The sequence below is a fragment of the Bacillus sp. EB01 genome (genome assembly GCF_000613125.1).
GTDB lineage: Bacteria > Bacillota > Bacilli > Bacillales > Cytobacillaceae > Bacillus_D.
The window spans coordinates 1,540,137-1,553,890 of sequence record NZ_HG964497.1; the positions used below are offsets into that span (position 1 = coordinate 1,540,137).

9 protein-coding genes are annotated in these 13,754 nt (G+C 41.3%); 4 read left to right on the forward strand and 5 right to left on the reverse strand.

The features are described from left to right. Positions 1-224: 224 nt before the first annotated feature. The 3 genes from TY16_RS25120 to TY16_RS06895 all read right to left on the reverse strand — a co-directional run bounded on the left by TY16_RS25120 (position 225) and on the right by TY16_RS06895 (position 6,902). A complete protein-coding gene (locus tag TY16_RS25120) occupies positions 225-5,213 on the reverse strand; it encodes an immunoglobulin-like domain-containing protein (RefSeq protein WP_052342628.1) in 4,989 nt (1,662 codons plus the stop codon). A 348-nt stretch (positions 5,214-5,561) separates the two neighbouring features. Continuing rightward, positions 5,562-6,071: a hypothetical protein gene (locus TY16_RS06890; RefSeq protein WP_043931085.1), complete on the reverse strand. Its 510-nt coding sequence runs from the start codon at positions 6,069-6,071 to the stop codon at positions 5,562-5,564. A gap of 366 nt (positions 6,072-6,437) precedes the next feature. Continuing rightward, entirely contained in the window at positions 6,438-6,902 is a 465-nt protein-coding gene (locus tag TY16_RS06895) for a DUF5381 family protein (protein WP_043931086.1), read from the reverse strand. A gap of 203 nt (positions 6,903-7,105) precedes the next feature. On the opposite strand from TY16_RS06895, the gene TY16_RS06900 reads away from it, so the two are divergent. Next, positions 7,106-7,351 carry a hypothetical protein gene (locus TY16_RS06900; RefSeq protein WP_043931087.1) on the forward strand — a complete coding sequence of 82 codons (246 nt, stop codon included), beginning with the start codon at positions 7,106-7,108 and terminating at the stop codon, positions 7,349-7,351. A 103-nt stretch (positions 7,352-7,454) separates the two neighbouring features. Here TY16_RS06900 and TY16_RS06905 read toward each other — a convergent pair whose 3' ends face one another. Beyond that, positions 7,455-8,729, reverse strand: coding sequence for a hypothetical protein (locus tag TY16_RS06905; RefSeq protein ID WP_043931088.1), 1,275 nt, complete (start codon positions 8,727-8,729; stop codon positions 7,455-7,457). Positions 8,730-8,799: 70 nt separating this feature from the next. Continuing rightward, positions 8,800-10,008: an HIRAN domain-containing protein gene (locus TY16_RS06910; protein WP_043931089.1), complete on the reverse strand. Its 1,209-nt coding sequence runs from the start codon at positions 10,006-10,008 to the stop codon at positions 8,800-8,802. Between the two features lie 157 nt (positions 10,009-10,165). Here TY16_RS06910 and TY16_RS06915 point away from each other — a divergent pair, with 157 nt between their 5' ends. The 3 genes from TY16_RS06915 (at position 10,166) to TY16_RS06925 (ending at position 13,667) form a co-directional block, all read left to right on the forward strand. Beyond that, positions 10,166-10,894 carry a hypothetical protein gene (locus tag TY16_RS06915; protein ID WP_043931090.1) on the forward strand — a complete coding sequence of 243 codons (729 nt, stop codon included), beginning with the start codon at positions 10,166-10,168 and terminating at the stop codon, positions 10,892-10,894. 322 nt (positions 10,895-11,216) lie between these two features. Next, positions 11,217-12,644 carry an HIRAN domain-containing protein gene (locus tag TY16_RS06920; RefSeq protein WP_081772914.1) on the forward strand — a complete coding sequence of 476 codons (1,428 nt, stop codon included), beginning with the start codon at positions 11,217-11,219 and terminating at the stop codon, positions 12,642-12,644. A 408-nt stretch (positions 12,645-13,052) separates the two neighbouring features. Beyond that, entirely contained in the window at positions 13,053-13,667 is a 615-nt protein-coding gene (locus TY16_RS06925; RefSeq protein ID WP_043931092.1) for a hypothetical protein, read from the forward strand. Positions 13,668-13,754 lie beyond the last annotated feature (87 nt).

The window sequence follows — 13,754 nt, forward strand, 5'->3', positions numbered from 1 at the left end:
CGAAATGCATCAGTATCCTAAAAAATCAATACCCACTCACCACAAACACCTTTACAAAATACTTACCTTAAGCAAATAACCCAGCAGTTCCACCACCTTTCTGCCACAAAGTTTGTTTGTGACCTTACAAAAAAAAACCAGGGAGGTGTCTCCCTGGTTTCTTACATTATGAAATAAATTTACCTTGTTATGTGCGGAGTACCAGTGACAGGTAGCCCATCCCCCTACAACCGCGCACTTTTAATTACAGTCCAGCCGCTGTAGATTTTCGTTTTGCCTACTAACCGGTATGCCCGGACTTTGTAGTAGTATGTTTTTCCTTTAGCCAAACCGGTATTGATAAAGGAAGCCGAGCTTGTCGTTTTAATGGTTTTATAGGTTCCGCTTTTAGTAGTGGACCGGGAGATTTCATATCCAGTCGCACCGGCTACCTTGCCCCATGTAAGTTTGATGCTTGATGAGGTGTACCTCGCAGCTGTGAAACCCGCAGGGACAGAAGGCAATGGCTTAGTTGAAACCGCTGCGGAATATCCACTATATACGTTAATCTTTCCAACTGTCCGGTATGCCCTGATTTTATAATAATAAAGCTTATTGGTTGTCAGGGCTGAGTTCGTGAAGCTGGTTGCTTTCGTTGTCCCAACATAGGAATAGGTGCCTGTACTGGAGGTAGCTCTGTACACGGCGTATCCTGTTGCTCCGCTTACTGCTCCCCAGCTGACCTTGATGCTGTTATAGGACGCGGAAGCTGCTTTTACGGATGCCGGGACTGACGGAACCGGCTTGGCGGTGACCGTACTTGAATATCCGCTGTATACTTTAACTGTGCCAACCAGGCGATAGGCCCTGACTTTGTAATAATAAGGACTGTTTGTTGCTAATCCTGTATTGGTGAAGCTTGCGTACTTGGTTGTGCCAACATAAGTATACTTTCCTGTGCTGGACGCTGCCCGGTACACATCGTACCCCGTTGCCCCGCTCACTGCTCCCCAGCTGATTTTGATGCTGTTATAGGATGCAGAAGCTGCTTTGACGAAACCTGGAACGGATGGAACAGGTTTTGCGGAACCCGCAGCTGAGTAATCACTGTAAACTTTGGACCCGCCCACCGTCTGATATGCACGTATTTTGAAATAGTACGTGGCATTGGTTGCCAGGCTTCCTTTTGTAAAACTTGTCGTTGAAGTTGAGCCTGCATACGAGTAGGTTCCCGACGGCGAAGTTGCCATGTACACTTCATATCCAGTCGCTCCGCTCACTGCACCCCAGCTGATTTTGATACTGTTGTAGGAAGCAGAAGCTGCCTTCACCTGAATAGGCGCTGCCGGTTTCACGGTTATTTTCCGCACAGCGGCCGCCTTGTTTCCGGATGAATCAGTAACAGTGTACGTCACTGAGTACGTACCTGCAACCTTCAAATTCACCAACCCGTCCATCACAATGCTTGATGTCAAATCCCCATCAACATTGTCTGTTGCTTTCACTCCATCGAGAGGATTGAAACTCGCATTCACAAAGACTGTTTTGTCTGCCACACCTGAGAAAACTGGCTGTTGGTCATCGATAACTGTCACAGTCCGCGTGGCCTTAGCTGTGTTGCCTGCATTATCGGAAACAGAGTACTCTAGCAGATAATTTCCCGGTTTGCCTGTATTAACAATTCCGGTCACTTTGATACTGCCCGTCAGGTCGCCATCGATGGTGTCAACAGCCGTAATTCCTGCAAGCGAATCGAATTTGCTTCCAGCCTTAATGCTGGGATCTGTGATTCCTTTAAAAATCGGCTTGTCCGTGTCAACAGCTTTAATTGTCAACTTGTATTCCTTTACCGTGCCATTCTTCGAAGTAACCTTAATAACATGAACATTGTTGCCAAATACCAAGTTGACTGGAGTTATCCCTGTTACAACTGCACTCGGGTCTTCCGGTTCTGCGTTTACCATGACGGTGCCAGCAGAAATCGGTACAATTGCTTCATACTCTGTTACATCAGGCGAAAATGGTATGTTCAACTGGTACCCGCCAACAGAAATGCCAGCCAAATTCGCGTTGGCTCCATTGCTGATATAGAACAGTCCTGGTCTGGATATGGAAACGGTATTACCAGCCATATCTTCAATAGAAGTAAATTGAGCGTGGACTTGCCCAAAAGAGCTTTCGTTTAGTTCAAGGTAGACCTCAAACCTCCTGCCCTCGCTGCCTGCCACTTCCGACATTGCAAATTCCTTATTAACCGCGCCTGACAGTTTGATTTTCACACCAGGCTTGAGGGGCTCACTGAATTCACCAACGACATGAACAAAGTCGCCTCGTCCATATACCTTTTCATCTGTGGTCACCGATACAAGTTCAGGTTTTTTCCCATCAGCAAAAAATAAATCGTGAGTTGAATTGGTGCTTGAATTTCCAAAGTCGTCCTGGAAATCATGGAAAAGCCCCTGTATCATTCCTTGATCCTGGCTTGTAACAGTGTATTCGTAGCTGTACTGAAGTCCATTGCTGCCTGGGACCACAGACATGTCCACATTTTGATGCGGCGTTCCCCCAAGCAGAATCATCTTGACGCCGGGGTTGACAGGTTCTGTTAATGTCATGGTAACCAGCACCTTATCCCCGAGCTTCGCCTTGTCCGTTGAAGATTCAACCTTTTCAACGATTGGCGGGAGACCATCCGTTATAAATAAATTGTCTTTTTTATATTCGTCGTAAAAATTGCCGGCGTAATCAACCATGTCAGTTAATGAGGCACGTACTTGGCCCGAAGCTCCCCATGGCACTGAATAGCCATAGACAAATTCCTTCCCAGCGCTGCCCTCAACCTCTGACATCACAACTTCTTGGAGCTCTGCTCCGCCTTCAAGCGACAGCTTTACGCCGGCTTTCATTTTTTCAGAAAAACTGGCCCTAATTATCACCAAATCCCAGAGCTTTGCTTTTTCATGGGAAACGGTCAGAGACGTAACCGGAGCGGTCCTGCCAATCTTAGTAAATATGTTAGCCTCCAGATACGGATCAAAACGGGTTCCATCGGTCAAAACAATATCCTTCACTTCCGCATGGACAGAACCTTTAGAGTAATCGGCCGGAACTGTATATTGGTACATATACTTCAATCCATTACTTCCCGATACTTCTGTCATCGACACTCCAGTCTGCTTGACAGCCCCGGTAAGCGCAAGCCTGAAACCAGGCTTTACAGGCTGGTAAAATTCTGCTGTGAACGTCACTTTTTCTCCAGGCTTTGCCTCACTTTTTGACACAGTGAGCGACTTTAACGGAACAACCTGGAATAACTCGGATTTTGCAAATGGGTTTCCGAAAAAGTCAGTCGTACCAGGCATCGAAATTGATACCCGCCCAACATCACCTTTGTCCACCAAGTATGATGCTACTCCCTGTTCATCAAATTCACCAGTGAAGGCAACAGAGCCACTCAGGGTAAATGCATTGCTTTGTTTCGTAAAAAAGCGGTTATTCTTCGATATGATATGAACCGTATCGCCCGGCTTGGCAACCCTTTTGTCGACTGATACTGCGGATGAAGCGGCGTTCACATCCCAGCTAGTTGAAACCACAGTTCCATCACTCTTCAAGCCGACCGTGTAATCCTTTCCAGCGGAAATAGCAACAATGTCTTTCCACTCTTCAACATTTAGCTGTCCAAACGAATTCAGGCCAGTGGCAACAACTGTTCCGTCCTGTTTCAGGCCAACTGCATGCCGCCATCCTAAAGCAATCGACTTGATATCTTTCCATCCATCAAAGTTCATGATGTCACTTCTAAGACCGGTTCCAACAACGGTTCCATCATGCTTGAGTCCAACCGTATATGTCGAGCCAGCTGCGACCTGCTTTATATTGGTCCAGCTGCCAACGTCACCTTGCCCGTATTCATTTTGACCTGCAGCAATTACTGTCCCATCAGACTTTACTCCGATTGTGTGGAACTCCCCTGCGGATACTTGGACAATATCACGCCAGTCTTCTACCTTTGTTTGACCACTATAATTATAGCCAGTAGCTACAACCGTTCCGTCACGCTTTAACCCGACAGTATGGGAATCTCCAGCAGACACCTGGATGATGTCCGTCCAGCCCTCCACTTTTCGTTCCCCATTGCCGGTATTCCCGGCAGATACGACCGTGCCATCCTTTTTAACGCCAAAGCTAGTGGCACGTCCCGCCGAAATTTGGACAATATCATTCCAATTCCCAACAAATGCCTGCCCATAGCCCGTACCGCCCTGGGCAACAACCGTTCCATCCTTTTTCAAGCCTAAAATATGCTTTTCCCCAGCGGAAATGGCGGTAATATCCGTCCAGCTGCCCACCTGCTTTTGCCCGCCAAACGAATCACCCACAACAAGGAGCGTACCATCACTTTTTAGCGCAGCGGTAAAATAATTTGTTGCTTGAACGGCAACGATATTTTTCCAATCGGAAAAATTCAATTGCCCTTCATGACTCCTGCCAGCACCGACAAGCGTGCCATCACTCCTCAAACCAACAAGATGCTCGTCCCCTGAAGAAATGGCAACAATATTTGTCCAGCTGCTTACCTGGTCTTTTAATAAGCCGGATGCCACGACGGTTCCATCCGATTTCAATCCGGCTATATGGGTATTTCCAGCCGTAACAGCGACAATATTCTTCCACTGTTCCACCTCAGCAGGTGGAGCATTACGCCCTGTTACAACAACAGTCCCATCCCGCTTCAACCCCGCATACATCTCATCAGCCGCAGAAATCGAGGCTATATCCTTCCAACCGCTAACATCATATCCGTATCTTCCTGCAAAAAGGACAGTTCCGTCTTCCTTAAGCCCCAGAAGAGAGGCCCAGTTACTAGAAATTTCTTTAATACCCTTCCAGTCCGCTACCTGCTGGGTTAACTCTGGTTGATAATCTTCTGTAACTACAACCGTGCCGTCTTTCTTCAAACCAACGGTACTACCATCCATGGAAGATAGGAACCTAATATCCTTCCACTCACTAATTTCCGATTTCTCGTCGGTAAAAGCTGTTTCCAGAACTGTGCCGTCCTCCTGGAGAACAGAAATTCTATGCTCCTCGGAAGCAATAAACCCTTTATATTTTGAGGCAGCTTCAATTGTCAGCAAACCCTCCGCTTTTCCCTCGAGCACCAAGTTTTGCGGCAGCAAGCCAACCAGCAGCACCATAACCAAAAACAGCGGAATAACCTTCTTGCTCATTAACCTTTCCCCCTGTGTAACCAGCATTTTTACTAGATATTGACTTTTATAGTGTAGCTGATTACAAGGAAATAGTTTAGCACCTTTTGGAAAATAATTTATGGAAAAAATGGAATATCCTTGACGAGCAGAGACCCGTTTGAAATCGAAAAAAATCGTAAAGTTGAGGCAGGGGACGAAGTGCTGGCCTTGGTTATTCACCAACCGGAGTAGGACAGGTACCTGAGTGGGGGTATGAGAAGGGATGTAAGCACCGCTGTGGAACAACTTCCAATAAGAAAAAACTAATTAAAAGGCATAAATTAAAAGGCATAAAAAAGACCCCGTTAAAAACGGGGCCTAAATCTATTAATTCACTTCTTTGCTCAAATCCGGTTGCCTTAATCCAACGGCTTCAAAAACTTTTCCAAGCTTTTCTTGGCCAGCCGCAAAAGTAGCGTCACTTGCCTCAAAGGCAGGTGCGGGCTTTTTCAGTTCCTCTGCTTTTTGCTCATACGATGAGCTAAAGTCTTTAAGCGCAGCTTCAAGATCCGCTTTTTGATCCTTCAACTCTTCCGGAATTTCTAGACCGGATACCGCTTTAGCAACATTGCTTGCAGACTCTGCTGCAGCAGTTTTCTCTTCAGCTGTCGGTTTTTCCGCACCCATGTAGGCACCTAAACCAGCGTCCTGCGCATTAATTTCACTTACGAGATTATTATAGAATTGGACAAGAGCTTTTTTCGGATTCGCTTTTTCCTCCGTAGATGCCGCAGAATCTTTTGACTCCTTATCATCTGCCTTCTGGTCACTGTTTGAACAAGCTGCCAATGCAAGAGCAAGTGCCAGTGTCATTACTGCTAACCATTTCTTTTTCATCGATTACTTCCCCCTTATTTTTTGATATGTTCTTTTCATACACAATCAAAATGTGTACAAAGACAACATTTTTTATTATAACAACATTTCCTAATATTTCAACAAATATGGTACTTTAGTCATACTTATTTTTCCTTTTCAGCAAAAACAACCCAAATCCACCTGCTTAACCACGCAAAAAAGGAGCGCAGGCCTATACTGCCCAGCACTCTCACACCAAACTGGCAAAGCCATCCTAACCTGCGTGGAACACCTACTCATGAAACAAAAAAATTCGGGTGGTGCCAGGCATCTCAACGAACTCCCGCAGCAACATCTCGTGGAACAATCCGCCTGAAACAAGAAAAAACAGGGAGTGACAGCCCCCTACCTCTTAGTCCTATCGCTCACGATATCCTTCAGCGTTCGATTTATAACCGGATAGTCTTTCTTAGAAATGCAATAATAGGTATAAATGAAAATCTGTTCCCTATCATGGGTATTTAAGATAAAGGCCGGCGTCTTGATTCCTAAAAACCCGGTCGGGATCTCGTTCTCTACTTCCACTTTCCGAATTTTGTTCAAGTTGAGCTTCCGATTCTTCACAATAATCGATTCCTGATCATAGCGAAACATCTCCTTATCACTGAACAGCAGAATCAGAACCATCAGCCCCATCCTTCCGAAAAAGATTATGCCAAGGACCCCCGCTATAATCGAAAAGAATTTACGAATAAAGCTTGCTTCCAAATATATACTTGCCAGAATCAAGGATATCCCGGTAATAACAAAACCAATACATACAGCCAAACGTCCTAAAATCGTAGATGTTTTATAGTTTACTACTTTCATAGTTCCCCCTATGGTTCCCTAAGTAATCGATTTACGTTCTCCAAATATGCGGCAAAAGTGCTAGCAAGTTCTGCTATGATGCTTGAATTCTTTTACTCCTCTAAATCATAAAGTCGTTTTATTAGCCGGGTTTTTCCAGCCCCCTCCAAGCCGGTTATCGCAACAATCGACTTGCTGTTGGTCAGGTTTAAAAGTGTCAGCTAATGCAGTTAAACAACCAATCAATCGCCCAGACAGAATTAATTCAGTCTATACTGAATCTTCTCCAACAACACCAGCTACACAGTGAAGAAACACGAAACACCCTAAGTACAAAGCTCAGTGAAGAACAGGCTGCATTAAAAAGCGATCTAGAACTTCAAAAGAAGCAGCAAATCAAATTGGGAGTACTCCTAGGAACTGTCCAAATCGTTCTCTCTATCAGCATTCTGGCTACTGTCTTGTTATAATTTAAAGCTATGAATTTAGTAACCTAAGGGAATAGGGATGGTTCTGATTCCATTAGGGAATTCTGAGCCATCCCATAGTAGTGGTAATGATAATTTTCTTCAACTATTTGTTAAGTATTTTTATTTCAATAGCTTCTTTCGATTCTCTTTGTTTCCTTTGATCATAAGAGTTAATAATATAATAGCTAACTTTACAATCCACTCTAATTTTTTGATTCTTTATATTTCTCACCTGAAAATATATATCCTCTCCATCATCCGATGTTATAAACCCTGCATGCCCTTTAGGAAATAAACTTTTTACTATTCCTTTTCCCTTAGGTAGCGAGTTAAGTTTTAAGTCCTTCCAAAAACTAAGCAGCTCACGCTTACTATTAACAGGATTGCATTCTACTTGCTTTAGAACTGCAATCCTCTCAACAAGACGTTGATTAGCTGGCCAATTATTTTCCAATCGTATTTCTGATACAAAATTGTAATGCTGCAGCGCTTCTTTTAAATGTCCCATTTTTTCAAGGATATCGCCCATATATATTAGAAGCTTAATCTTATGCTTATATTCACCGCTTCGTTCTAATAAGGCAAACGCACCCATTTCTAAGGCTTTTTCAACCTCGTCTTTTTGTTTATACAAATGAAATAGTTCTTGATAAACAGTCCAGTGCTGGTTTTCTTTTGTAATCTCATGCAATCGCTTAATAGCCTCATCAGTATTACCAAGATGGGAAATCGAAACTGCTTCTTTAATTCGGAACCATATATCGTTGTTATAATGAAATGACTTTATAGAGGATAATGCCTCTCTTGCTGTTAGAATACACCCTTCATATTGTTTCGTTTCAAATAATGCCTTAATCCTGTATTGATACCAGGATTCTAAGGGAGATGCCAATTCTCTTCTCTTACCGTTTTGATCGGTGAATGAATACGTTTCCCGGGATAACAGCTTGGGATCCAGCAAATCCGACCAATACAATAGTTGATTATAGTTTGTTGCTGGTTTACTTTTAATAAATTTGATTACATCTAGTACAGTCCGTTCATATGCAGAATATTGCTCTTGCTTTGTATTATTCACTATAAAATTTGCTGCAGAGTAAAGTTGATTCTCATCCTCGGTATTCTTGATTACCTTCTTATATAAATGCCAGCTGTAAAGATTTGTATTTGTACGAAAATCAGGATTTTTCTTATAAAGAAAGTGATTTACTTTCAGAGCATAATCTAATTTACCTACTTTACCTAAAGTACTGCTATAAAAATACCAGGACCATTCATTAAACGATTCACGCTCAGTCTCGTAGGCTTTCTCAAAGTAAGGCAAAGCTTCTTGAAAGCTTTTATTTTTAGCTAGTTCTAGCGCCTTTTCCAAATACATATCATACACCCTTTTTTAATGGCTAATTACCCTCTTTTTAACCGTATCCCTACTTAAAAAAAGCCTGCTGTTATTTGAATAATGTCAAAATTGCTTTTCTCAACCCTTCTTGGTCTTCCCTGCATAAACGAAGGGCAAGATGCGCCTCATTGGAAGCCTGCTCAATGACGCTATCTATTTCCTCTTCCTTAATTAGGTTCAGCAAAAAAACAGCCTGAAGAAAGTGCCATCGTGGATTTTCTCCATCCAGTTCAATCGCCTTCATAATGTACCTTGAACATGAAATAGGATGCCTCTTATCCCTGTTCATTACCTGGGCCGTATACCCCCAATATAAAGCTTTATTAGAATTCAACTCGATTGCTTTTCTATAATGGATAAGAGTTTCATTATATTGCTCTTGCAGGAAAAATAACTCACCTAAACAAAAGTGTGCTTGAGCCTTAATCTCATTGTTGAAAGATTTTGTTTCACTAAATAACTCTTCTATTAAGGACTCCATATTCCCACTTTTTATCGCCTCTTGTACTCTCGTTAATTCAGGATAACTTTCATTGGCTGATTCCATACTTTGTGGATGCGAGCCATGCTGCGTCTCGGGAATGGCAACATAAAAACCCAGGGAGTTGAAAATCTGCAGATTATCCCTACAGTAGTTTGCTAGCTCATCCTCTTCATATAAATCAGCCATATACTCTAAAGTTAGCAAACATCTAAAGGCTTTCTCAAATTGGCCACTAGAAAATAAATGTTCCGCGAAGGACCTAATAGAGTCAAGGGCCAGCCAATGGTTATTAATCATGGGCAGCAGTCGCTCAAAGTTACCTTCTAAAATATACTCTTCGGTTGATTCTGCAACAATCGTATTGAAACTATCAAAAGCAGCCTGGGATTCCTCTTCTGAATAATTATTGATTCCTTGTGCAACAGCGTCCAACATTCGTTTCTTTTCAGGATCGACATTATCATTAATATAAGAAATCTCTGTCCTAACAACGGCTATCTCCAAACCGAAATAAAAAGAGCCTCCACCAAGGATATTATGTACGTACGCGCTAAAGATTTCTCCCCTATCCATTATAGGGGCAAGGTTTCGTGCGATATCCCTTGGTACCCAGCCTACACTTTGGCCAACTTCATTCAAAACAGCAATAGCGTTGCCATCATATTTGTTGTGATAATCCCTTTCCAACGAAAGAGTGTCAGATAACGATAATCTGGAAATAACATTTTGGCGCCCATCGTAAGTTACACCGGCAAGCTTTATGATGTGTCTCATAAAATCCCTTTCTATCATTTAGTTATCTATATTTTAATAAGAAACTGCTTTTCAGTATAGGCAAATTCAACAAAAACTTACATTTTCTGTATTCACCTGTACTTAATTCGACTATAATTAACTTGTAATCTTATCATCTTAGAAAGAAGGAGATTCCTTGTTTAAAAAGAAAAATGACCGGCCATTGACTGAATTTGATATGCAAAACCTCTTAGACAAAATAGCCGAAGTAATGGGGGCAGTGCTTACATTAAAGCAACGGGTTTTTGAACAATTAAAACCCCATGATCTCCTGATTACGTGTCTGCCGACTGATGATGGATATATTGAAGGTTATGTCTATCAACAATCGAAATGCCGTTTTACAAATGGCCGTCCAACTGATTTTCCTCAGCCACTTTATCTTTTTAAAAGAAACTTGAATGATAAGCAAGATGTCGAGGAATTTATAGATGAAAATGCTGTTGACTATCTGAGCGAATCAACAATTCAAGCCTTGATGATGGTACGGGCCCTTGTCATGAATTATCATTTACGACCTACTCTTTCCGAAAAGGATGAAGAGGAAATTAAAGAATCCCTGAAACTTTGCCTTGGAAATACACAAATGACAGGAAACATGAATTCCGCCAAACTTTCAAGCCTAGATACAGTCATTATGACTTCAATGGAGGAAACTGGAATTAGCACCTTCCTATTTAAACTATCGGAATGCAACTTCATATACGATACCCCGGTTGAATTATCATCACCATTTTATGTTGGTACACTCAATTTCCGGGAAGGTTTACAATCCAATGCTAGTCCCGATGTTGCAAATACAATTTATCAGTCAATACTTGAATATGTGAATTGGTGTTTAGGTACTGTGGTTAAGACCCGATAAGAAAATATTAAAAGATAAGACCTGGATTTCTTTAGCAACATTCGGCAAAAAGCCTACCGCTATTGAACTAGAGAATCCTTCTATAATCTTCGCTTCTATAAGTACACAGATGGTGAATATCGAAAATCTGTCTGTATAGCTACAATCAAAAACTAAATTCAATGTATATCAATTTTGGGAACAAGACACTTACATGAACCGCCGAAGAGTTTTGTTATAAAAATGGCCCTTTTAGTGCTTGAAGGGGCAATTAATTTCCCATTGTAGTTTTTTTAAGTAATCAATCATTTTTCTAGAGAATTAACACCATAAGGAGCAAATCATGTTTACAATCTTAATCATTATTGGCATCATCTGGTTCTTTGCTTCAGCGGGAAGCAGCAGCAGTAGTACTACCAGTAATAGTAGTAATAGTAATAGTTATAGTAGTGGTAATAACAATAGAAACAGTTACACCACCAGAAACAGCTACACCAACACTAGCAGTACAAGTACCTCACCTCAACCAAAAAATGTGCCGGCGTCGACAACTTATACATACGCCACCAAAGAGCAGAATACCAAGTGCTCGAAGTGTCAACATACTTTCGCGGGTAAGCCCACCCGGTGCCCGAATTGCGGATGGGAATTGTCCGTAAAGCATGTTAACTTTTCTACAAATCTTGCAGGAGTTACATTTGAAGGGCGGCAGGGCATTATTGCAAGGACTAATCCGACTGAGCAAATTACATTACGCCGGGACAAGAATAACGCCCATGACCGCAATGCAGTTGGGTTATACAATTCAAAGGGAATGAGTCTGGGGTGGGTTCCAAAAGGCTATGCAGCCAACATAGCACCACTCATGGATAAGGGAATAACGTTTTATGCTAAAATTAATAAAATCGTAGGCGGTAATGGATACAATTACGGGGTTGAAGTGAAAATCACCAATGATTTTTCAAAAGTCGCCGCTTCAGTCCAGGGTTCCAAACCCCAACCTGTATCCAATCCAAAGCGTACGTCAGGTTATAAGGATTTTATCCAGCAAGTTGAGAAAAAGAAAAGTCCTGCTCCTACTCCTGTTGCATCATCTGTTGTGACAAAAGTGTCTTCGGGACCTTATGTGCCTGCTTCAGTTAACCAGATTGTAGAGAAAAAGAAAAGTCCTGTTCATGCTGCCAGTCAGGAAAAGAGTTCGGTTGCAACTGTTCTTAGGAACACCACAAGTATTCCGGATACGATTTATCTTGATACAGTGCTTTTAAGCCGCGCGGACAAGGAGTCACGTGAAGAAACCATTCAAGTACTGGCGGATTTTTCGAAGTTTAAAAAGGCTGCATTGCCATACATGAACCGGCAAAAAATTACCGAATTGAAGGTAATTGATTTAGAAGGCGCTTTTGATAATACAATTATGCTGGCTGGAGGTAGCGAATCCAACTTCGTTCATCGTCATTATAAGGCTATATTGGTACAATTGGCTTTCCAATTAGGTTACCTGATTCATCGTTTATTGCCTGGAAGTTCTTATGCTCAATATGCACAAAATAAGATGAATTGGTTGAGCACCATGGATGTGAGGCTCGAAACCAAGTTACTTCAGGGCTTTTTTGATCAAAACGTAATTATTGGAGGACAATCGCCAATAGTCTATGATTCCTATCAGGGCGACCAAGTACAGTTATGGGACATAGATGAAATCACCTATGTGCTTAAGAACCTGACAGAGATTGGGGATAAATTCAAAAGATATATAGATGGGTACTAATAACTTGGCCATACATCCCATAACGCCATGCTTATTATGCTGAAGGACTATTATTATCATTAACTCTTGCACTTGTAATATGTTTAGGTATAAAAAGACCGCTTGGTTTTGGACCAGGTGGTCTCTTCGTGTTTAATGAATAGACAGCATTACCACATAAAAACTAACCACCTGGCGAATTTTAGCCAAGCGGTTAGTCAATGTAACTTTGCAAAATTATTATCATCCAAAAACCTTGTAACCTCACTAACATAAAATGAAGTAAAATGGGGACTTATAGTATTATTTTTTCCCCGTATTGCTTAAAAAACTGTCAAAAGAATACAAAAAAATTATGGTAATAAAATTCTAATTTAATTATAATTAAAGAACATTCCAGTTTTTACTATAAGTGAGGGGTTGAACGATTTGAGTTATGCTGTTGATCAATTATTGGATAAGGGTGTAGCCCTTAAGCGTGCTGGCGATTTAGAAGGTGCAAAAAAATGTTATATAGATGCTTTGGATATTGACCCTAATAATCATATGACTTTTATTAGCCTAGGAAAAACAGCTCATCTATTAAAAAATCAAAATTTGGCGGTAAAAAGCTATTTAGCGGCAACCCATATTCAACTTTCTCCAATAGAGAAAGGAATTAAGGAAAATAATTTACCGTTACATCTTCAGATTCAATACGATACGTTCCCTAAAGAGATGTTAAATTCTCTACCAAGGAAATCAGCCTTTACTATCTTTATCGATCCCAACACGCCAAGACATATAGCCCATTCACTGATTGATTTAACGCCTGATGTTCTTAGGCAAAATCCGGAATTAAAACCGTATGCAGAAATCTATCATGCTCATATACTAGGGAATGGGACACATGACCGGGTTTTACAAAAATATGGTTTAACTTCAAGCAAGCAAGTTGCACAAGATGAAAACGTATATATTCCATATGGGAGAAAATTCGTTCTAGAAGAATTACAGTGGAATAAACTATCGAATACAAATGTATTGGACATTTATTTTAATTAATAGAAATGTGTTATATTCGAGAAAATACAATATATTTATCGAAAAAATAATTCATGAACATACTCTTGACTGTGTAATGTTAACTTC